The sequence below is a fragment of the Paraburkholderia sediminicola genome, from assembly GCF_046026855.1.
In the GTDB taxonomy this organism is placed as follows: Bacteria; Pseudomonadota; Gammaproteobacteria; order Burkholderiales; family Burkholderiaceae; genus Paraburkholderia; species Paraburkholderia sediminicola_A.
The window spans coordinates 1-21,328 of record NZ_JAQQET010000039.1; the positions used below are offsets into that span (position 1 = coordinate 1).

Below are 21,328 nucleotides of genomic sequence, written 5' to 3' on the forward strand. Positions count from 1 at the left end.
GCGCGCAGATTTGCAACAAATGGCCTGCACTTTGTTATTCGCGTCGCTGTTTTGCGAAGGCGCGGTCTGCCCTTCAGCTTCAAAATCTGCGTCAGTGCGCAGCGACGTCCCCAATGCCGGCCGCTCCTACAGGTACCGCGTCATCCGCTGCATACATCTGGCCGACTTCGGCAAGTAACGCCTCGTCGCGTGCAATCACTTTCGGCAGATGCATACGTAAGAACTCGACCCAGGTCCGCGTCTTTGCGTCGATGAACTTGCGTGACGGGTACAGTGCATAAACGTTCGTCTTCTGCAGGGTATATTCGGGCAGGACGCGGATTAACGTCCCATCACGTAATCCGGTGATCGCCGCATACAGCGGCACCATGCCAATGCCCATTCCCTCGTGAATCGCGACGATCAGCGATTCCGCGATGTTCACGTGAACAGGACCGTTCACTTCCATCATCTCGCTGCCGTTCGGGCCGTCGAGGACCCATTCGTGTGGCGGAAATGCCGGTGTGTGCAAGATCAGACATTCGTGACGAGCCAGATCGCTGGGCTGTTGCGGTGCGCCATGAGCACGCACGTAAGCAGGCGATGCGCACAGGATGCTGAAAGTTGTACCAAGCGGGAGCGACACGAGGTCGGAATTAGGCAGCGTCGAGGCGGTGACCACTGCGACGTCGGCGCTGCCTTCGAACAGGTCGGGCATGCGCTGCGACAACGTCAGCTCGACGGTCACTTCGGGATAAAGCGCGCGATAGCGCGAGATGGCCGGCAGCACGTAATGCTGGCCGATGCTGGCAAAACTATGCATGCGCAATGCGCCGCTCGGGCGTTCGTGCGCGCAACTTGCTTCTTCTTCCGCCGTATCGACATCTGCAAGGATTTGCTGGGATCGCTTCAGGTACCGTTCGCCCGCAGTGGTGAGCGCGAGCCGCCGCGTCGACCGGTTCAGCAAGCGCGTACGCAGATGAGCTTCGAGTTCCGAGACAGCGCGGGACATTGCGCCGGTTGTCGAATTGAGCGACTGCGCGGCGGCGGTGAAACTACCGGCTTCAACTACGCGCACGAACACTCGCATATTTTGTAACGTATCCATCAATCCTTCTATTTCACGGCTGAGGCCATATTGTCCGCCTGTCCTGGACGCGCATTGTTGTTCGTTCTGGAAGAGAGGTTCCTGGCCCGTTGTATTAATACGGGTAACGCATGCTCCTACAATCGGCGCCTTGCCTGCCGGCGTGCGCAGAGTGCACCGGTGCTTCTTTCAGCGACAAACCGGGACGCGTTGCTTTCTGATGAAACGCCAACATCCGATCAAACCGACGGCGGATTCCCGCTGGCAGTGGAGCGTCATGGTGCCAACGCTCAGTCCGGCCATTCGCGACTGGGCGAACAGCGACGGTTTGATCTGGCTGCATCTGCTGAAAACGGTCATTGCGGGTCTGCTGGCGCTGGGCATTGCCATGTTGTTGGATCTCCAGCAACCGCGAATTGCGATGACCACGGTGTTCGTGCTGATGCAGCCGTTCAGCGGCATGGTGCTCGCCAAGAGTTTCTACCGGATTCTCGGCACTGCAATGGGTACGATCGCCGCACTGGTGCTCGGCGCGCTTTTCGTCCAGCAGCCCGAGTTGTACATGCTCGGCATGATCGGCTGGGTGAGCGCCTGTATCGCGGCAGCGGTCCGGTATCGGCATTTCAGATGGTACGGCTTTGTGCTGGCAGGTTATACCGCCGCGCTGATTGGCATTCCGAATGTCACGGCGCCTCACGACCTGTTTCTGGCGGCCCTCACGCGAGCGGCGGAGGTGGCGGTCGGCATCGTGTGTTCGAGCGCGGTGAGTGCACTGATCGTGCCGCAGCGTTCCAGTCTTACATTGCGGCGCACGCTCCACATTCGGTATACAAATTTTACTGCGTTCGCGGCTGACGTGCTGGGTCGCGGAATCGAGCGAGGTCAGTTTGAACGGCACTTTGCGGATATCGTCGACGAGATCGTCGGCTTTGAAGCGACGCGCACTTTTGCTGCCTTCGAGGATCCGGCCATGCGGTCACGCAGTCAGCATCTCAGCCGTTTGAACGCCGAATTCATGGATGCATGCACGCGACTGCACGCCTTGCATCAGCTGCTCAAGCGTCTGCGCGGCAGCGGCCCGCGCCGCATGGCCGATGCCATCACGCCGTACTTCCGCGAGTTGTCGGCGCTGCTTGCGTTAACCGGGGATGCAAGCGTCGATGCACCGCGCATTGCAGCCCGCATGCGGCTCTTTCACACCAGTTTGCCAAGGCGCGTACGCGAAACGAGACGGCCGTTGGAAGCCACACCCGCTGAATCGCTAGCGGACTTCGATACGGCCGCGGAATTGCTATATCGTTTTGTCGACGAATGGATCCGTTACTCCGAGACTTATACGTCTTTGGCGCGGCGTAAGCCGGGAGTCGGGCAGCGCACCGCCGGCCGCTATGTAAGCAAGACAAATGGTTTTGTGGTCGCGTTTACCTTTGCGAGGTCGGCTGCAGTCATGGCAATTGCGGGCTGGTTCTGGATCGCCACCGACTGGCCGAGCGGCGGTCTTGCGGTGATCGGGGCAGCGCTGGCTTGCGCGTTGACATCCACGGCGCCGAACGCGCCGAAAATGGCCGTGCAGATGGCAGCCGGCGCAGTCCTGGCGACTATGACCGGCTACCTTTTCACGTGCTACGTGTATCCGAACATCGATGGTTTTCCACTGCTTTGCGTGGTGCTCGCACCGGTTCTTGCACTCGGTGCCTTCATCGCATCGCGTAAGCTCTCGGCAGGGTATGGCATCGGCTTTTCGGTGTTCTTCTGCCTGCTCGCCGGACCGGACAATGTCGTCGCGTACGCGCCCGATCTGCTGATCAACAACGGTATAGCGATCACGGCGTCGCTCCTGCTTGCAGCGATCGTTTTCACGGTGATTTTTCCAGCAGATATACCGTGGCTCACCGAGAGAATCAAAGGTGATTTGCGCGCGCAGGTCGTGTCTGCGTGCAAGGACGAACTGCCCGGGCTCAATCAACGTTTTCAGTCGGGCACGCACGATCTAGCCGCGCAGTTGCGCATGTTGCTGACGCGGCGCTCCCGACGTCGCCGTGATGCGTTGCGCTGGATGCTCGTCACCCTCGAAATAGGGCACGCTGTGATCGATCTGCGTAATGAAGCGTCGCATGCCGGCTACGCGCGCGCCCTTCATCCGCGCTGGAACAGTAGTATGGCGCGAACTTGCGACGACCTCGCACGACTTTTCGAGCGGCCCGACGCGCGTGGCCTCGAGCGCACACTCGCATCCGCGCGCTCGACCACCTGGGCCGCGCAAGACGTCCTGGAAACTGTTCATGGCGACCGCGACAAGCGGCACGACCTGCAGCGCATCCTCAGTTCCCTGCACTTCATCCGCACGGCGTTGCTCGACAAAGACGCGCCTTTCAATACGCATTGACCTGCATGCATTGGAGTGGGGGTACGCCCCGATCCTTCTGCCAGATGGAAAGATCACTTCCGTCCAGCCCCGTTTATCTGCGCGCGTAGCGGTCATATAGTTTCATCGCTGCCACGCAGTCCCTTAAGGGGACTTTCTACGGGGCGGCAACCGTAAGTACTGGAGAACGAAATGAATGCGTTGAAGATTGCCCTGATTGCCTGCTCTTTGTCCGCTGCTGTCGCTCATGCACAAACGGCTCCGGCCGCCCCTGAACAGCAGGTCGCGCAAGTGAGTGCACCGCGCGCCGCTAGCGTCGCTGCGCAAAACCGCGTCACCGTACCGAAGGCCAAAACTGAAGAGTGCGTCGGGCCTGTGAGCTTCTGCAATATCTATTTCGGCAGCTAAGCAGCGCCACGCGCAACACCCACAATATCTGCAGTACCTGTCGCGGGAATTTTGCACGCGACGAAACACCCGGCCGCGATGCCTTACTGTAGAGGCGCCGCGGCTGGTGCGACAATCGGGCTACTGAGCGAAGCACACCGCAGACGTGCGCACCGTTAGACTGGACTGGTGACTATGGAGAGACTCAGTTTCATGTATCAAGACCGGATTCGTTGCTCCGCACTACGTGGAAAAATCACTTCAGCCGCCGAGGCGGCACTTCTGATTAAGGACGGTATGCGCGTCGGCGCCAGCGGCTTTACGCGCGCGGGCGACGCCAAGGCTGTCCCTGTCGCACTCGCCGAGCGGGTCCGTCAGGAAGGCAAGCCTCTGAAAATTACGTTGATGACCGGCGCATCGCTCGGTCATGATGTGGATCGCATGCTTACGGAGGCGCATGTGTTGGCGCGCCGCTTGCCATTTCAGGTCGACAAGACCCTGCGCGATGCAATCAATCGCGGCGAAGTGATGTTCGTCGATCAGCACCTGTCCGAAACTGTCGAGATGCTGCGCGCAAATCAGCTAGGCAAACTCGACATCGCGGTTATCGAAGCCGTTGCGATCACCGAAACTGGCGGTATCGTTCTGACCACCTCGGTCGGCAACTCGGCCAGCTTCGCGATCCTCGCCGACAAAGTCATCGTCGAAATCAATCTCGCGCAGCCGCTCGCGCTGGAGGGGCTGCACGACATCTGGATTCCGGGCCGCAGGCCGAACCGTGAACCGCTGCCTATCGTACGTCCGCAAGACCGCGTCGGCACGCAGGCTATCGAGATCCCACTCGAAAAAATCGCGGCGATCGTGATTACCGACAAGGCAGACAGCCCGTCCACGGTACTGCCCGCGGATGCGGAAACCGAACTGATCGCGAGCCATCTGATTGAGTTTTTTCAGCACGAAGTGTCGCGCGGGCGTATGCCCCAGCACTTGCCGCCGTTGCAGGCGGGTATCGGTACGATTGCCAATGCGGTGCTCGCCGGCTTTGTCGATTCGCCTTTCGAGGCTTTCGAAATTTATTCAGAAGTGCTGCAGGATTCGACCTTCGACCTGATGGATGCCGGCAAGGTGACGTTTGCCTCGGGTGCGTCAATCACGTTGTCGGCCGCGCGTCAGGTGCAAGTATTCGGTGAACTCGAGCGCTATCGCGATCGCCTGGTGTTGCGTACGCAGGAAGTCAGCAACCATCCTGAAGTGATTCGCCGGCTCGGTCTGATCGCGTTGAATACCGCATTGGAGTTCGACATTTACGGCAATGTGAATTCCACGCACGTTGGCGGCACGCACATGATGAACGGCATTGGCGGTTCGGGAGATTTCGCGCGCAATGCGTCATGCGCGATCTTTGCGACGAAGTCGATGGCGAAGGGTGGCTGCATTTCGAGTGTCGTGCCCATGGTTCCGCACTGCGATCACAACGAACACGACGTGGACGTGGTCGTGACGGAACAGGGCCTCGCGGATCTACGCGGACTGGCGCCGAGAGAACGCGCTACGCTGATCATTGAGAAGTGCGTGCATCCGCTCTATCGCGATCTGCTTCGCGACTACTATCGGGACGCCTTGCAGTGGGGTGGGCAAACGCCGCATCGGTTGGACCAGGCTTTCGCCTGGCATACGCGGTTGCGTGACACCGGCTCGATGTTGCCGGCAGTAGAGGGGCTTCTCTAAACACCGGGTAAAGCCGGCGTCAGGTGGCGTTCGCCTCTGACGCCGTAAGACATCAGGTGCAACGCTCAGGTACCGCGCCGGACGAGCCGGATAAGAAACAGCAGGATGACGGCGCCGATCACAGCGGTAATGATCGAACCGATCCAGCCGCCGCCGAGCGAAATGTGCAACACACCGGCAAGCCAGCCACCGATGAACGCGCCGACAATCCCGACAATGATGTCGACGATCAGCCCAAAGCCGCCGCCCTTGACGAGCACGCCAGCCAGCCAGCCGGCGACCGCGCCGATGATGAGCCATGCAATGATGCCGTGTTCCATAATCGAGACTCCATAGTTGAGTGTGAAAACTTCACGGTGACAGAGCTTAGTCGAAGGTTATGGGACAGTCCATATTCAGGACGAGGAATTAACATTGTCTGAATCTATTGCAAGCTAAGTGTAGACGATGCGCGCAAATATGGGGAGCTTACGCGTGGTGGCTCACTCCGGCGTCGGCTCCGCTTCTTTGGCCGTCCAGCTGACGCTCGATACGCTCTTTTCCATACTGATGCGGCTCGCCATCTGCTCGAGCTTCGGCTGATCTTTCGGATGCAGCTTTAATGTTGCCGTCACGCGGATGCGTCCGGCATCACCTTCGACGTCTTCGCTCGTCAGGCTCTGGAAAGACAGCGGCGCCGAATACATCGAGTTGGATACCACCGTACGAATGTGAATCTCGTCGGCCTCCCGGCACACGATTGTCAGCACATACTCCCGCACCAGATCGGCGTTCGAAACGGGCGTCGCGTTGATGGCGCGGCTCACTCCACGCAGCACCGTATTGGTCAGCAACACGACCGCGGTGCCGGCGAGCGCTGGTCCGTAATGACCCGCACCGCACAATACGCCGACCGCCGCCGAGCACCATAAGGTCGCGGCGGTGTTGATCCCCTGAATGGAGCCCTTGTCACGCATGATCACACCGCCGCCGAGAAAGCCGACGCCGGATACGACATACGCGGCAATTTGCGTGATGCCGGCCGTGCCGTTGCCGGTCAGCACGCCGAGCGTGACGAACAGGCACGCGCCGCTGGCGACCAGCGTGATGGTACGCAGGCCGGCATTGCGCTGGCGCATCTGCCGTTCGAGGCCGATCGCGACGCCGCAGCTGAAGGCGGCAAAGAGCCGCCAGACGAATTCAATTGTCATCGGTAAGAAAGGTTGAGGCGCGTGTTCGCACAGTGTGAAGCTTACGCGTGACAGCCGCACGTAATCCACACGTGGAACGTGGCCGCGGTCAGGCGTGACGAGGCAAGCGAGCCCAAGGCTCGCGCGCTAAAGTCATGGAGCGTAGGCAAGGCATTGAGCCATGCAGCGCTTCACTGGCAGTACGAGGGTATAAACGACGTGCACCGTCTGGCCGGAAGGCAAGACGGCGACAGGCAAAGGCTGGCGCGGAATTCTTGCCGATCAGGCGATCGGGCGAATCGAAACTCGACTGGTAATACTGCTACTGTCCAAGATCGTGATTCCGGTTAAATGACCTGGGCGAATTTTAGGCAGCTCTGCAAAGTTAAGTCAAGCTGAGATGAAGGAGGGTGGAGGAATGAGTTGTGGGGTGCTTGAGGAATCTTCCGCGATAAGCTCAGAATTTTCCTCGCATAAATACGGACTCCGAATATTGACGGTATCCATCCCGGAAAACACACTGTTCGCACACTTCGAAACACGTCGTGCGTTTTGGCGTTCAATCCGCGTTTCACTTTTCGCGGTTTCGCCCAGAAATTTTTCGGCTGTGCTTGTGCTATGCCTGGCGCGTCCGATCCGCACGGCATCGTCTCTTTTCCGCTGTTCACCCAATTGAGGAATGTATGAAAGATAAGGCTCTTGGCATCATTGCCGGTGCGTTGATTGCCGTTGCTCCGCTTGTGTCGTTTGCCGCCGGTTTGCCGGCGCCGTTTGAAGGCAGCAGCACACTGCAGGCAGATGGTGTTGTGAAGTCGGTCGACCTGGCTAAACATTCAGTGACCGTGCTCGACGCACAGGGCGGCGAAGCTTCGTTCAATATCACCGATACGAGCAACCTGGCGCAGATCAAACAAGGCGGCAAGGTCCACATCCGGATGATGCGCACTGCCATGGTCAGCGTTACGCGTGGTGCCGACGGTCACGGCACGGCTGCTCAACCGGTACAGCAGAACACCACACAGAATGTGACCGCCGAAGTTCAGGCCATCGACCACGCGTCCGGCATCATGGCCTTGAGGGGCCCGAATGGCGCGGTGTTTCATATCCAGGGGCGCGAGCCGGCAAAGGTCGCTGGCGTGACGCCGGGTATGCAAGTGTCGGTGGCGTATGCACCGCAGGTCAGCGTGGCGGTAGCGCCCGCGCAGTAACTCAAATTAGCTGAAGCGGCGCGTGAGTGCCGGAGCGCGGATGTCCTTTGCGGACGTCCGCGCTTTTTTTTGCTGCGCAATCCAGTATGCCTTCGGCGCGGTGACACATGGCGCCTGGGCGCCTGGCTCGGCGCTTCAGTCGGGCTCGCCGGGCACAAGGCGCAATCGCGTGATCTCCGAGGGGGCCCCCAAGCGCTTCGGCGGGCCCCAATAGCCGGTGCCGCGACTCGTGTACACCCACAGGCCGTTCAGCCGTGCGAGACCAGCCGTGAACGGCTGCTGGAAACGCACAAAGAAATTCCATGGGAAGAACTGGCCGCCGTGCGTGTGGCCGGATAGCTGCAGCGTAAAACCTGCTGCCGCGGCTGCTTCGGCGGAGCGCGGCTGGTGCGCTAGCAGTACTTTGATCAGCACGTCGCCTGGCGCGCCGGCGAGGGCCGCAACGGGGTCGCTGCGATGCAAGGGGTCATGATGGCCCGCCGAGTAATCCGTCACTCCAGCGATCACGGCACGTGCGCCGTCGTGTTCTACGATCACATGCTCGTTAAGCAGAACGGTCAGCCCCAGGCGCCGGAATTCGTCGATCCAGGCGTTCGCGCCGGCGTAATACTCGTGGTTACCGGTCACGAGGAACGCGCCGTGACGCGCACTGAGTCGCGACAGGGGTTGCGTGTGTTTGGTCAGTTGCGGCACGCTGCCGTCGACCACATCGCCGGTAACGGCAATCAGATCCGGCTTCAGACGATTCACCGCGTCGACGATCGCGTCCACGTAACGGCCTTTGATGGTCGGGCCGACGTGGATATCGCTGATCTGGACGATCGTGAAGCCGTCGAGTGCCGGCGGCAAATCGTCGATCGGCACATCGATCGTTACTACCCTGGCACGGCGCCGTGCGTTGAACAGGCCGACAAGTGTCGAGAGCAACGCAAGCAACGGTACCGCTGCCGCCGTGCCGATGCGCCAGTGCGCGATTGCAATCGTGTTCGGCCAGATTGCATCGACAGTAAGCAGCGACGCAAGAGCGAGGTCACGCGCGAATGTGAGAACCAGTAACGACGAGAAGAATCCCATCGCCAGCAGGCCCACCCAGGCGAGCCGGTCGCCAAGCGGTTGTTGTTTGATGGTGCGCGCCAGCATGCCGAGCGGTATCAGAAAGATCGACAGCACCAGCCACAACGCGCACAGCCATCGGCCGGTGGCACTGACCGGCATGTCGGGAATCAACCGAAAGCCAACGTAGATATGCAGCAGGATGCCAATCAGAATGATTCGAACAAGAAACGATGAGCGGCGCATAGAGAGGATAGAGGCGGGAAGGGGCCGATACGAGCGGAAGATCGGCGGCGGCTCGCCAACCGCAACCATGAAAAAGCGGACGAGCCGGATCATTCTACCGAGATGTGGAACCCCTTGCCGACGGCGCCATATTTACTCCCACGCGACGACCGAACAGGTCCATGTGCGACGCGGCAGGCGGGTGTCGCGCTGCAGCAATTTGCCTCGTCGCGTACCGCCTGGCTGAACTGCCGTAGCACTCTAATTAAATGGGCTTTGAATTGTGTTGCGGGTGGACTATTCTCAAATAGAACTGGCTTGTCTCAGGGCCATCGCGGCCCGGTGATGGTTCGTTTTGTCGTCGGTTGACGGCGAGGCAGGAGGCGCATCATGAAACTGCTTGGATCAGGCAATCACGTACGCGACGCACTTCATGGGCATCACGTCGGACGAGAGGGCAGCCACGTCATGCTGCCGCTGGTGGGCATATCGTTGATGGCGCTTGCCTTGTACTTCGGCGTGCGCGATATCGACTTCTCCGAGCTGGGCAAAAGCGCGTTATTCGACGTGGTGATGCTAAGCGTCGCGCTCGGCATCGCGGGACTGTTTGGCGTCATCGGCGCGTGGTTGCGTTCCAATGGCGATGACGCCAACGAAGGCTTCTGCTTTATCGGTGCGTTGATCGGCGCAGTAGTGTTTTACGTCGCGCTCTTCAGATAAAGGCACCGGCGGGCAAAGACCTGTCAGACGATCCGCGCGGCTTCGTCGAAGGAGAAGCGCGGGCTGCGCGCGAAGAGCTTTGACGGATCGCCGTAGCCCAGATTGATCAGGAAGTTCGACTTCACGGTCGTGCCGGCGAAGAAGGCCTCGTCGACCTTCGCAGCGTCGAACCCCGACATCGCACCCGTGTCCAGGCCGAGCGCGCGGGCGGCGAGAATCAGATAGCCGCCTTGCAGCGTCGAATTGCGAAAGGCCGTATCCGCGATCGCCTTGTCGTTGCCGGCGAACCAGCTGCGCGCGTCGGCATGCGGAAACAGTTTCGGCAGATGCTCGTAAAACGCCAAATCCATTCCGACGATTACCGTGACCGGCGCCGCCATCGTCTTCTCGAGATTGCCCGGCGATAGAGCCGGACGCAACTTCTCTTTGCCTTCGGGCGTTTTCACATACACGAAGCGGCCGGGGCTCGAGTTGGCCGAGGTCGGTCCGAGCAGCACGAGCTCGGTGAGTTGCTTGAGCACCGCGTCGTCGACCGGTTTGGCCTGCCAGCCATTATGTGTGCGCGCTTCGCGAAAGAGCTGATCGAGAGCCTGATCGGAAAGAGTCATGGTGGTAGTCCGTTGAAGTAGCAGAGTGGGAAAAGCGAATGACAGCGCAAGCCTCTAGTGTGAGCATCGTCGTCGTTACCGCCATAATAGCCAGGGTTCTCACTCGCGCACGTACCGTGTGTGCAATCGCATTCAGGCAATCTCATGGCGGACCTTTTCGATGACCTTCCGACGCCCGACGTGGACTGGTATCCCGAGTGGCTCGCGCCCGAGGCTGCGGCGCATGCATTAACGCAACTCATCGACGAAGTGGAATGGCGTCAGGACATGATGGGCACGCCTGCCGGCCGCGTGCCATTGCCGCGGTTGACGGCCTGGCAGGGCGAACCGGACGCGGTTTACGTTTACTCCGGAATTCGCAACGTACCGCAGCCGTGGACTCCGACAGTTGCCGCCTTGCGGAGCGCTGCGGAGGCAGCCTGCAACGCGCGCTTTAACAGCGTGCTGATCAACCGGTACCGCAGCGGCACCGACAGTATGGGGTGGCATGCGGACCGCGAGCCGGAGCTCGGCGCCCAGCCGGTGATTGCATCGATCAGCCTGGGCGTCGCGCGCACTTTCGACTTGCGGCACAACGGGACCGGCGTCGTGCAGTCGTTTTCGCTGAAGGGCGGCAGCTTGCTGGTGATGAGGGGCGACACGCAGGCTAACTGGCGGCATCGTGTACCGAAGGAGCCGCGTGTGGCCGGAGAGCGGATTAATCTGACGTTTCGTTGGGTGACGCCGCGCGGGGAAAATCGCCAGCTTGCAGGGCAGCCGTCGGTCGTTTGATCCTTAGCCCGAAAGCCTCTCACCGCCTGCTCCAGCTCGACATCGAGCACTTAAACGCATAAAAAGCATCCTCCACGCCACGCTCCAGCGCCGCCATGCTCGAGCGATCCCGGCAGCATTGCCCACGTCCACGCCACAGCCGATACCGCCCGCTATACCGAAATTGGTATCGCCTGCGCGAATCATGTGATTGGACGGTTAACGCCCCAGACACTACGCTACAGCACGATCCACGCACCATGAGGGCCGCAAACGCTGGGCGGGTTCGATGGGTCGCCTACACAACAACGATCAGGAGACAGTCATGGCGAATACACGACGCGCCGCATGTCGTGCGTTGGGCGCACTCGCGCTTTGCTCGAGCATCGGTGCGCTGGCGCTGACAACGCCAGGCGCTTACGCGCAGGACAAACAGATCACGCTTGGTTTCGCGCAGGTCGGCGCGGAAAGCGCATGGCGAACCGCCAACACCGAGTCGGTGAAGTCCGCGGCGGCGGACGCGAAGATCAAGCTCAAATTCTCCGACGCCCAGCAAAAGCAGGAAAACCAGATCAAGGCGATCCGCTCATACATTGCGCAGAAAGTCGACGTGATCGCGTTCTCTCCGGTCGTCGAGTCCGGTTGGGAGCCGGTACTGCGCGAAGCGAAAGCCGCAAAAATTCCAGTGATCCTGACCGACCGCAACATCGACGTGAAGGACACCTCGCTCTACGTGACGATGATCGGCTCGGACTTCATGGAGGAGGGCCGGCGCGGCGGTCATTGGCTCGCAGATCACTATAAAAATGATCCGGGTCCCATCAACATCGCCGAACTTCAGGGAACGGTCGGCTCGGCACCTGCCAACGACCGGCATTCCGGCCTGATCGAAGTGATCAAAAGCGATCCCAAATTCAAGATTATCGCGTCGCAAAGCGGTGACTTCACGCTTGCTGGCGGCAAGCAGGTGATGGAAGCCTTTATAAAAACTTATGGAAATAAAATAAATGTAGTTTATGCGCATAACGACGATATGGCGCTCGGCGCCATTCAGGCGATGGAAGAGGCCGGCATGCATCCGGGCAAGGACATCACCGTCGTCTCGTTCGATGCGACCAAGGGCGGCTTCCAGGCAATGGCCGCGGGCAAGATGAACGTCGATGTGGAGTGCAGTCCGTTGCTGGGGCCGCAACTGATGTCGGCGGTCAAGGACGTGGTGGCCGGCAAGCCGTTGCCCAAGCGCATTCTGACGGAAGAGACGGTCTTCCCGATGAGCGTCGCCGCGCAGACTCTGCCGACACGCAAGTATTGATGCGGACAGTATCGAGACAAAGTCCGGTAGCTAACTGATTAACTATCCATACGATAGACGCAGGACACAAGCGAAGTACGGACAGATAGCAGGGTTTCTCCAGTGGTGCCTGACCGCCTGGCTGCTTCGGCAGCGGGCGGTCTCTTTTCCACTGAATCAGGTCGGGCCCAACCTGGCCCGCCTGTGCCCACCCGACCAACGCAGCGCCGATCGAGCGAGGTCTATGACGCATCCCGCACCGGAATCCCATCCGCCGGCCACGAAAGCTATGACAGGCGACGCTTGCTTAGACGTCGCCTCGAATGCACGCGAGCCCATTCTGGCCACTGCCGGTGTCAGCAAGACATTTCCGGGCGTGAAAGCGCTACAGCGAGTCGACTTCTGCCTGTATCCCGGCGAGATTCACACCCTGATGGGGCAGAACGGCGCCGGAAAATCCACTCTGATCAATGTGCTGACCGGCGTAGTCGCGCCTGACGCCGGCACGATTCGTCTCGGTGGCGAGACCGTGGCGTTTGCTTCGCCGCAGGAGGCCGAGGCGGCTGGCGTGCGCACGCTGTATCAGGAAGTGAACCTATGCCCGAACCTGTCGGTGGCGGAGAACATCTTTGCGGGCCGGCAGCCCAAGCGGTTTGGCGCGATCGACTGGCCCGACATCAAGCGTCGCGCGCAGGCCGCGCTGCTTCGTCTCGACGTGACGCTCGACGTCACCCGATCGCTCGACGCCTACCCGATCGCCGTGCAGCAGATGGTGGCGATCGCAAGAGCGCTGTCGGTCGACGCACGCGTGCTGATTCTCGACGAGCCGACCTCCAGTCTCGACGACAGCGAAGTCGCCCAGCTTTTCAAAATACTTCGGCATCTTAAGCAATCGGGCATCGCCATTCTGTTTGTCACACATTTTATCGAGCAAACCTATGCCATCTCCGATCGCATCACGGTGATGCGCAACGGCGAGCGTGAAGGCGAATACCTCGCGCGGGATCTGCCGGCCGACCAGCTGGTCGCGAAGATGGTTGGTCACGAGCGCATGAGCGCGCGCTTGCGCGAAGCGGCACATGAAGGGCACGTTGCCCATGAAGGGCCTCAGAGTAAAGAAGCTGTTCAGCCGTTTGTCGAACTGCGCGGCGTCGGACGCCGCGGCACGCTTCAGCCGATCGACCTCGACGTGCAGCCTGGGCAGATCCTCGGCCTTGCCGGTCTCCTGGGCTCTGGCCGCACGGAAACCGCGCGGCTGTTGTTCGGGGCGGACCGCTCCGACAGCGGCACTATTCTGATCAACGGCCGGCCCGTGCGGCTGCGTTCGCCACGGGACGCAGTGCGTCACGGTATCGGCTACTGCGCGGAGGACCGCAAGAAAGAGGGCATCGTTGCCGAACTGTCGATCCGCGAGAATATTCTGCTGGCGTTGCAGGCGCGGCGCGGCTGGTGGCGCAAGATCAAACGGAATCGCGCGCATGAAATCGCGGACATGTGGATCGAGCGTCTCGGCATCAAAGCGACGGACGCCGAGCAACCGATCGGGCTGCTCTCCGGCGGTAACCAGCAGAAAGCGCTGCTCGCACGCTGGCTTGCCACCGACCCCAAGCTGCTGATTCTCGACGAGCCCACCCGAGGCATCGACGTCGCCGCGAAGTTCGACATCATGGACCGCTTGCTGGCGCTGTGCGCGAACGGGCTGAGCATCCTGTTCATTTCGTCGGAGATCAGCGAGGTGCTGCGCGTCAGCCATCGCGTGGCCGTGCTGCGCGACCGCCGCAAGATCGCTGAAGTGGCCGGCAAGGCATCGAACGAAGACAACATTTATCGACTCATCGCGGGGAGCGGCGAATGAAGCTATCGAACTGGTTCGTGCGCGATGGTACGGAGCGTCCGTTGATCTGGCCGTGCGTCACACTGGTGCTGTTATGCGGCCTGAACCTGTGGGTGAATCCACATTTTCTGTCGTTGCGGATGCTCGACGGCCACTTGTTCGGCGCCCCGATCGACGTATTGAATCGCGCGGCGCCGCTGGTGCTGGTCGCTACCGGTATGACGCTTGTGATCGCGACACGCGGTATCGATATTTCGGTTGGCGCGGTCGTGGCGATTGCCGGGGCCGCCGCGGCCACGATACTCGCCACGCAAGCCGAACCCAGCGCCGGACTGATCGCGCAGGCCCTGGTAGCGGCGTTGATCGTCGGCGTGTTGAGCGGCATGTGGAACGGGCTGCTGGTGTCGTTCGTCGGCATGCAGCCGATCATCGCAACGTTGATTCTGATGGTCGCCGGCCGTGGCATTGCGCAATTGCTGACGGCGGGGCAGATCATACCGATCGGCGCACCCGGCTATCTGTTCGTCGGCGGCGGCTACTGGCTTGGCGTGCCGTGCTCTGTGTGGATCGCGAGCGTTGCCGTGCTGGCCACCGCGGTGCTCGTTGAAGGCACCGCGCTCGGGCTCTTCATTCGCGCGATCGGCGTCAATCCGGTGGCGACACGGCTTGTCGGCCTGCGCTCGAAAGCGCTGGTATTCGCGGTATACGGTTTCTCGGGGCTGACCGCCGCGATGGCGGGCGTCCTCATCAGCTCGAACGTGCGCAGCGCCGATGGTAACAACGCGGGCCTGCTGCTCGAACTCGATGCAATTCTGGCGGTGACGCTCGGCGGCACGTCGCTGCTCGGCGGCCGTTTCAGTCTGACGGGCACCGTGCTCGGCGGGCTGATCATCCAGACGCTCACCTATACGACCTATTCGATCGGCGTGCCGCCGGAAGCGACGCTCGTCGTCAAGGCGGCCGTGGTGCTCGCGGTGAGTGTGATCCAGTCGCCCTCGGCGCGCACGCTCGCGATGTCGCTCTTTACGCAGCGCGGGGTGGCGCGATGAGACGAATCCTCGAAGCCTGGGCCCATATTGTCGATCCGCGCACGCTGCCGATCGCCGTCACGATCCTGTTGTTTTGCGCGTTGTTCGGTTTCGGCTCGGTGATGTACACCGGCTTTTTCTCCTGGCAAGTGCTGCTCGATCTGCTGGTCGATAACGCTTTCCTGCTGATCGTCGCAATCGGCATGACGTTTGTGATCGTGTCCGGCGGGATCGATCTGTCGGTAGGCTCGGTGGTGGCGCTGACCACCATCGTCGAAGCGGTGCTGTCCGAACACATGCATCTGCCGGTCTGGCTGATTGTGCCGATCGTGTTGCTGATGGGCACGGTGTTTGGTGCAGTACAGGGTGCGCTGATTCACTTTTCCGCTTGCAAGCGTTCATTGTCACACTGGCCGGCATGTTCTTCGCCCGCGGCTTGTGTTTTCTGATTACGACGCAGTCGATCACCATCAACGATCCGACGTTCCAGAAGATCTCCGCGTTTCGCCTCGATATCGGCGTTGGTTCGGTTACCGCCAATGTGTTGATTGCACTTATCACGCTTGTCGCGGCGATCTATGTCGCGCATTTCACGCGCTTTGGGCGCAACGTGTATGCGGTCGGTGGCAATCCGCGCTCGGCGCTGCTGATGGGCTTGCCGGTCGCGCGGACGCGGATCGGCGTGTACGCGCTGAGCGGATTCTGTTCGGCACTCGGCGGCGCGGTGTTTACGTTCTATGTGCTATCGGGGTATGGCCTGCAGGGGCAGGGCATGGAACTCGACGCGATCGCGGCGACGGTAATCGGCGGAACCTTGCTGACGGGAGGCGTCGGCTATGTGATCGGCTCGCTGTTCGGCGTCGGCATTCTGGGCACGATCCAGACGTTGATCACCTTCGACGGCACGCTCAGTTCGTGGTGGACCCGCATTGTGATCGGGGCCTTGCTGTGCGCGTTCTGCCTGCTGCAACGGCTGATCGAGCGGCATGCAAAATCGGCGCGACGTCCGGGCGGAACCGGCGCAGTCGTGACACCGGGCCGCGAGCGTGAGCGCGGACGGGGTGACGCAGCCGCGGCGTCCGATTCGCATGCGATCGGACGTGCGCCGGAGCAGGCCGCGCGCTGCGCGTGTGATCAGTATGCAAAGGCGATGGGGCGCCAGTTGATCGGGCGGCGGTGAAGGGCCGTCATGGGGGAGGCTTGCTCCGCTTCAGCAGACGGAATTCAAATGCAATGGCGAGGCCGCGTCCTAAAGCCCATCCATGCCGAGGCGCCGACGCGCCGTAGCGACCAGCTTGTCGAACGAGAAGGCACTCGCCGCAAGCGCCGTGGTATCTGGACAGTTCTCACGCACAATGTCCGTCAATACCTGGCCCGGCGGCGCTTCGATCAGCACATGTGCGCCCATTTCCTGCATGACGGTGAGCGCGTCGAACCAACGTACGGTGTAGCGCATATTGGTCGCGAGATCGTCGCGAATAGCTTGAGCCTTGTACAAAGGCCGGCCGCCGCGATTGCCGATGTAGATGCTTTGAGGCGCATGAAAAGGTACCTCCTGTGCGTATGCAACCAGTTCATCCGTGGCATGCGCGAGCAGTTCGCAGTGAGACGGCACGCTTACCGCAAGCCGGACGGCTTTGCGTGCGCCTGCCGCCAGAGCGCGTTCGATGAACGTGTCCAGCGCATCATTCGCCCCCGCCATGACGATCTGGCGCGGCGCATTCACATTGCCAACATAGACGCGTCGATTGCCCGTATCCACATCCGCGTGCTGCGCGGCGAGTGTTTCCAGTTGGTGTTCGGTCAAACCCGACACGGCCGCGAGACCGTGGCCGGACGGGTATGCTGTCTCCATCAATTCTGCGCGCTTGCGAACCATCTTTAACGCGTCGCCAAAGTGAACCGCGCCGCAGCTTACCGCCGCTGCATACGCGCCCACCGACAAACCCGCGCTGATCTCAGGCATGAGCTGTTCGTCTGCCAGTGCGCGCGTGAAAGCCACACCCGCAACTGTCAAACCGATCTGAACGGCTACGGTCGAGCGTAGCGCGTCCGCGCTGTCGAGCGTGAGTACGTCGATGCCGAGCACCTGAGACGCTTCTTCGAGTGTGTCACGCACAGTGCGGTGCTGCGGCAGACGGTGCAGGAATCCGTCCGACTGCGCGCCCTGGCCGGGAAACAGAAGGGCAAGCATCAGGCATCGCCGTGAGCGGGTGCCCACGGATCGGCAATCAGTTGCGGGCCGCGAGCGTGGCGCACCATCACGCGTGCCTTGCCCGCTGCCCATTCGGCCAGCGCAATTCCGCCTGCGGGCGTTTCCAGTTGCGCATCTACGCGAATGCTGGCGCGTTGTGCGATTGCTTGCAGATAGTTCAGCAACTGAAGGGCAGCGTGGTGCGAGAGTTTTTCAGGTGCGCGGATCAGCAGATCGAGATCGCTGGAGAAAGTGACCGTGGGTGCCTGAGTTGCGAGTTCGAAGCCTGTGCTGCCGGCGGGTCCCCAGACAAACCCAACCAATGTACCGGCTATGTCGCGTTGTAATGCGACAAGGGCCGCAAAGGCAGGCAACGCGGCGCGCTCCGCAAGAGGGCTGCGTTGCGCTAACGCTTCCGGCGGCACGGCGGTTTCGATATCGTCCAGATGCACCCAGGTGCCGTAACGCTGCGACCGCTCCGCACCGCGTAAGCCGACTGCAACGAAGCCGTCAGCGGCTGGCGCGCGCCTTACGACGGCATACGGCGCGCGCTCGAAAGACCCGCGAACCCACGCCGGTTCGCCGTCAAACGGCGGCAAACGATGCAAGCGCAGCAAATCATGCGGCCGCCACCGCGCGTCGCACGACATTGCGTGATTGCTTGCAAACGGCGGCGCTGCGCAGACGTGCATTACACGGCATCCCATTGTTCGGCGAGACGACGTCGCACTTCGATCGACGCCGCGCAATTCGTTTGAGCCGCAGCCGATTCCAGACGATGTGAAAGATCGGATCTTCCATCGCGCGCGCTGTGAATCTGTTTGGTCAGCACCTGACGCACGCGCTCGATTTGCGCGGCATCCGGTGCATCGGCGTCGACGCCTTCGATCAGTTGATCGAGCAGACCGAGTTTGGCAAACGACGTCATCGAGTACGACATCGGCACGATGGTTTCGCCGAGGGCGTCGAGTGCTTCGACGGTGCGCCGTGTGACGCGGGCGGCCGCTTCCTTGCCCATCGCGTGGACCATCGTACCGGGCGCGTCGAGCGCGACGATCCGGTTGGCCTGATAGCCGTGCGCGAGGAACGCGCCCGACATGGCGGGCCCGACGATCAGCGCGATCACCGGATGCCCGGCGTCGCGCGCCGACGCATAGGCGTCGACCGCAGCGGCGCAGGCGAGGTGAATGCCGAGCATTTCTTCGCGATAGCCGTACGCCTGACTTTTGACATCTACGATCGCGACGATCGGGCGGCGCGTGCCGCTCGCTTTGTCCTGCGCGATGACCTCGCGTACTGCGCGCGCGAGCTGCCAGCCTTGTTCGAGGCCGACGACGTTATCGGTCGCGCGCGGAAAGCGATTGTCTGGATCGGGGACGACCGCAATGAAGCGCGCGGTCTCGCCGCCGAGCGACGCATCGCCGCTCCATACGGGTGCCTTACCGGACGGTTCGCCGGCCAGAGCATGGAACCAGCGCGCGCCGCGGCTGAGAATGATGTCGTTCATGCCTGCTCCTTGCGCGCGTTGTTCTGGGCGTGCGCGTTGTACACGTCACGCATTGTCTCCGGCGTGACGCTGGCCGGGTCGATCTGCGCGAGACGGTTAAGGAAAATGTCGACCTGTTCGCTGCGATGCGCAGCCGGCACGCCTTGCGTGAATGCTGAACGCACGGCGGCGCGTATGGCATCCACATCGTCGTCGACCAGTTGATCGGCGAGCGCGGTCGCAGCCCGTTGTTCGCCGCCGATCAACTGCCACACGCGACGCCGATCGCTCGCGTCGAGTTCTTCGATGCCGGCTTCCTGTTCGATCACTTCGGGGCCGTTCATGCCGAGCCGCCCTTGCTTTGTGACGACGAGATACGAGCACAAGGCGGCGGCCAGCGACATCCCGCCGAAGCAACCGACCATGCCCGCGATCACGCCAACCACCGGCACATGCCGACGCAACGCGACAATCGCGGCCTGAATCTCGGCGATTACCGCGAGGCCGAGGTTGGCTTCCTGAAGTCTCACACCACCGGTTTCGAACAGGACGACAGGGCGCACGATCTTGCCGCGTTCGCAGTCGCGCAGGGCCATTTCGAGCGCGGCGGCAATCTTGCTGCCGGACACTTCGCCGATGCTGCCGCCCTGGAACGCGGACTCGATGGCAGCAACAACAGCCGGCTCGCCGTCGATGGTGCCGCGCGCGATCACGCAGCCGTCATCCGCCTGGCAGACGACGCCTTGCAGCGGCAGCCACGGCGACTCGATCTTGTCGAACGGTCCGAGAAGTTCGCGGAACGTGCCGGCGTCGAGCAGCGAGCGCGCGCGTTCGCGCGCGGACAATTCAATGAAGCTTTCGTGCAGCATCGACGCGGGACGTGCAATGGTGACGGTCGTCATGCGTCGTCTCCCTGTTCCGCGGCTTCGATGGCTTCCGCAAGCCGCAGCGCGACGACCCCGGGCGTCGCGCCGAAGTCGTTGATTTCGATCTGCGCGGCGCCGTCGTAGCGCGTGAAGAAGCGGTCGAGCACGCTCTTCCAGATATGGCTATAGCCGTCGACACTGGTACGCACGACTACATGCGCGCTCAGGGCCGCGCTGTTTTCAGCGGGCGACAGCAGGACTTCCAGATCGCCCGAACCGACCACGCCGACATGCGCGCGGGTCGTGACGGCGCGTTGTGCCGGATAGTCGAAGGTCAGATGTTCCATGAGGCAGAGCTCCCACTGGCGTCGTGATGCGCCAGCATGTCGAGAAAGAGGGTGGCGGCAAGCAGATCGGCTGCGCCGCCGGGCGATGCGTTGAGCGACAGCAATGCATGCTCGAGTTCGACCAGGGCGGCGTGACCGTCCGTCGTCGAGCTTCCGCCCGCTTGCAGGACGCGGCGCGCGCCTTGTTGTGCAGCGTGCAAACCAGGCAAACCCGCGCGATGCAGCAGGCAGGTGTCGTCGAGCGACACCATGATCGAGAGCAGGGCGTCGATGCGCGCGGCGTTCTCGCTGATGCCACCGGCTCGTGCTGCAAGTAACGCAGGCAAACCGATATCGATGACGTGCGGGAAACCGTCTTGTGCCTCACGGCGCGCTCCGCCTGCCTGATAGCGCTGCCGCGCTCGCTCGCCGTGACTATCGGCGGGAGCGGCGAAGCGATCCGGGAAGCAGGCAATCTGCGCGGCGAGCGTGCAGACGTGCGATGCTTTCGGATGCGTGGCGTTGCCCGTCATTGACGCACCCGCCACCAGCAGCCCGACGATCCAGATCGCGCCACGATGCGCGTTGCTACCGCCGGTGGCATGCAGCATGTCCTGCTCGCCGGCGCGACCGATCTGTGCGAGTTCAGCACGCAAAAGCGCGGAAGGTTCACGCTGGCGGCGCGCTGCACGTGCAAGCGCCGCGAAGGTCGGTTCGAGCGCATGGGCCGAGCGCAGCATGGTGGCGAGATCGAGGTCGCGATGCGCGCCGCTGCCGCGTCGGTCGACCAGCGCGGGTTTCGGCGTGAGTTGCGCTTCTTCGATCAGCGCGGTGACGGCGTAGCGTGCGAGTTGCGCATCGGACGTTGCCGTTAGTACAGTAACCGTAGGGCCATTTGCCGTGCTTGCCGCGTGCAAAACCGTGCCGCGCTGGCGTGCCGGCGCGATGTGCGAATGCACGGCGACATCAGTTGCCGGCGCGGCGTCGGCCTCACGCTCGAGCAAAGCTTCGCGCGAGCCCATCG

Annotated in this window: 20 protein-coding genes and 1 pseudogene; 10 read left to right on the forward strand and 11 right to left on the reverse strand. The window is 61.7% G+C overall.

All coding sequences use genetic code 11. The annotated features are described in order from the left end of the window. Positions 1 to 91 precede the first annotated feature (91 nt). Entirely contained in the window at positions 92 to 1,087 is a 996-nt protein-coding gene (locus PQR40_RS32335; RefSeq protein WP_408229933.1) for a LysR family transcriptional regulator, read from the reverse strand. A 199-nt stretch (positions 1,088 to 1,286) separates the two neighbouring features. On the opposite strand from PQR40_RS32335, the gene PQR40_RS32340 reads away from it, so the two are divergent. From PQR40_RS32340 to scpC, 3 genes are all read left to right on the forward strand, one after another. Next, positions 1,287 to 3,452: an FUSC family protein gene (locus tag PQR40_RS32340; RefSeq protein ID WP_408510655.1), complete on the forward strand. Its 2,166-nt coding sequence runs from the start codon at positions 1,287 to 1,289 to the stop codon at positions 3,450 to 3,452. Between the two features lie 171 nt (positions 3,453 to 3,623). Continuing rightward, positions 3,624 to 3,839, forward strand: a complete 216-nt coding sequence (locus PQR40_RS32345) for a hypothetical protein (protein WP_408229939.1) — start codon at positions 3,624 to 3,626, stop codon at positions 3,837 to 3,839. Between the two features lie 192 nt (positions 3,840 to 4,031). Beyond that, complete coding sequence (gene scpC, locus PQR40_RS32350; protein ID WP_408510680.1) at positions 4,032 to 5,546, forward strand: succinyl-CoA:acetate CoA-transferase ScpC; 1,515 nt, start codon at positions 4,032 to 4,034, stop codon at positions 5,544 to 5,546. A 65-nt stretch (positions 5,547 to 5,611) separates the two neighbouring features. Here scpC and PQR40_RS32355 read toward each other — a convergent pair whose 3' ends face one another. Next, positions 5,612 to 5,866 (reverse strand): GlsB/YeaQ/YmgE family stress response membrane protein, encoded by a 255-nt coding sequence (locus PQR40_RS32355; protein WP_074287858.1) that lies wholly within the window; start codon positions 5,864 to 5,866, stop codon positions 5,612 to 5,614. A gap of 162 nt (positions 5,867 to 6,028) precedes the next feature. After that, positions 6,029 to 6,736: an MgtC/SapB family protein gene (locus PQR40_RS32360; protein WP_408229942.1), complete on the reverse strand. Its 708-nt coding sequence runs from the start codon at positions 6,734 to 6,736 to the stop codon at positions 6,029 to 6,031. 662 nt (positions 6,737 to 7,398) lie between these two features. On the opposite strand from PQR40_RS32360, the gene PQR40_RS32365 reads away from it, so the two are divergent. Then, a complete protein-coding gene (locus PQR40_RS32365) occupies positions 7,399 to 7,923 on the forward strand; it encodes a hypothetical protein (protein WP_408510656.1) in 525 nt (174 codons plus the stop codon). Positions 7,924 to 8,058: 135 nt separating this feature from the next. Here PQR40_RS32365 and PQR40_RS32370 read toward each other — a convergent pair whose 3' ends face one another. After that, positions 8,059 to 9,222, reverse strand: coding sequence for a metallophosphoesterase (locus PQR40_RS32370; protein ID WP_408230324.1), 1,164 nt, complete (start codon positions 9,220 to 9,222; stop codon positions 8,059 to 8,061). Positions 9,223 to 9,591: 369 nt separating this feature from the next. On the opposite strand from PQR40_RS32370, the gene PQR40_RS32375 reads away from it, so the two are divergent. Next, positions 9,592 to 9,921, forward strand: coding sequence for a hypothetical protein (locus tag PQR40_RS32375; RefSeq protein ID WP_408229948.1), 330 nt, complete (start codon positions 9,592 to 9,594; stop codon positions 9,919 to 9,921). Between the two features lie 23 nt (positions 9,922 to 9,944). Here PQR40_RS32375 and PQR40_RS32380 read toward each other — a convergent pair whose 3' ends face one another. Further along, positions 9,945 to 10,529: a malonic semialdehyde reductase gene (locus PQR40_RS32380; RefSeq protein ID WP_408510657.1), complete on the reverse strand. Its 585-nt coding sequence runs from the start codon at positions 10,527 to 10,529 to the stop codon at positions 9,945 to 9,947. Between the two features lie 144 nt (positions 10,530 to 10,673). On the opposite strand from PQR40_RS32380, the gene PQR40_RS32385 reads away from it, so the two are divergent. The 5 genes and pseudogenes from PQR40_RS32385 to yjfF all read left to right on the forward strand — a co-directional run bounded on the left by PQR40_RS32385 (position 10,674) and on the right by yjfF (position 16,612). Continuing rightward, complete coding sequence (locus PQR40_RS32385) at positions 10,674 to 11,300, forward strand: alpha-ketoglutarate-dependent dioxygenase AlkB family protein (RefSeq protein WP_408229953.1); 627 nt, start codon at positions 10,674 to 10,676, stop codon at positions 11,298 to 11,300. A 304-nt stretch (positions 11,301 to 11,604) separates the two neighbouring features. Continuing rightward, positions 11,605 to 12,591, forward strand: coding sequence for an ABC transporter substrate-binding protein (locus PQR40_RS32390; RefSeq protein ID WP_408213346.1), 987 nt, complete (start codon positions 11,605 to 11,607; stop codon positions 12,589 to 12,591). Positions 12,592 to 12,814: 223 nt separating this feature from the next. Beyond that, a complete protein-coding gene (locus PQR40_RS32395; RefSeq protein ID WP_408229956.1) occupies positions 12,815 to 14,425 on the forward strand; it encodes a sugar ABC transporter ATP-binding protein in 1,611 nt (536 codons plus the stop codon). Then, the gene (locus PQR40_RS32400; RefSeq protein ID WP_408229959.1) at positions 14,422 to 15,453 is read left to right on the forward strand and encodes an ABC transporter permease; all 1,032 of its coding nucleotides are present in this window, start codon (positions 14,422 to 14,424) and stop codon (positions 15,451 to 15,453) included. The genes PQR40_RS32395 and PQR40_RS32400 overlap by 4 nt, the downstream gene beginning before the upstream one ends. Before the next feature lie 182 nt (positions 15,454 to 15,635). Next, positions 15,636 to 16,612 (forward strand): annotated as a pseudogene (yjfF, locus tag PQR40_RS32405) (galactofuranose ABC transporter, permease protein YjfF). A 69-nt stretch (positions 16,613 to 16,681) separates the two neighbouring features. On the opposite strand, the gene mdcH reads toward yjfF, so the two are convergent. The 6 genes from mdcH to PQR40_RS32435 are packed head-to-tail and all read right to left on the reverse strand — an operon-like array spanning position 16,682 to position 21,326. Beyond that, a complete protein-coding gene (mdcH, locus tag PQR40_RS32410; RefSeq protein WP_408229965.1) occupies positions 16,682 to 17,626 on the reverse strand; it encodes a malonate decarboxylase subunit epsilon in 945 nt (314 codons plus the stop codon). Beyond that, positions 17,626 to 18,318 carry a malonate decarboxylase holo-ACP synthase gene (locus tag PQR40_RS32415; RefSeq protein WP_408229968.1) on the reverse strand — a complete coding sequence of 231 codons (693 nt, stop codon included), beginning with the start codon at positions 18,316 to 18,318 and terminating at the stop codon, positions 17,626 to 17,628. The genes mdcH and PQR40_RS32415 overlap by 1 nt, the downstream gene beginning before the upstream one ends. Continuing rightward, positions 18,318 to 19,133 carry a biotin-independent malonate decarboxylase subunit gamma gene (mdcE, locus tag PQR40_RS32420; protein ID WP_408510658.1) on the reverse strand — a complete coding sequence of 272 codons (816 nt, stop codon included), beginning with the start codon at positions 19,131 to 19,133 and terminating at the stop codon, positions 18,318 to 18,320. Before mdcE ends, PQR40_RS32415 begins: the two co-directional genes overlap by 1 nt. Next, positions 19,130 to 20,014: a biotin-independent malonate decarboxylase subunit beta gene (locus PQR40_RS32425; protein WP_408229974.1), complete on the reverse strand. Its 885-nt coding sequence runs from the start codon at positions 20,012 to 20,014 to the stop codon at positions 19,130 to 19,132. The genes mdcE and PQR40_RS32425 overlap by 4 nt, the downstream gene beginning before the upstream one ends. Continuing rightward, positions 20,011 to 20,325 carry a malonate decarboxylase subunit delta gene (locus tag PQR40_RS32430; protein ID WP_408229977.1) on the reverse strand — a complete coding sequence of 105 codons (315 nt, stop codon included), beginning with the start codon at positions 20,323 to 20,325 and terminating at the stop codon, positions 20,011 to 20,013. Before PQR40_RS32430 ends, PQR40_RS32425 begins: the two co-directional genes overlap by 4 nt. Then, complete coding sequence (locus PQR40_RS32435) at positions 20,313 to 21,326, reverse strand: triphosphoribosyl-dephospho-CoA synthase (RefSeq protein ID WP_408229980.1); 1,014 nt, start codon at positions 21,324 to 21,326, stop codon at positions 20,313 to 20,315. The genes PQR40_RS32430 and PQR40_RS32435 overlap by 13 nt, the downstream gene beginning before the upstream one ends. Between the last annotated feature and the right edge of the window lie 2 nt (positions 21,327 to 21,328).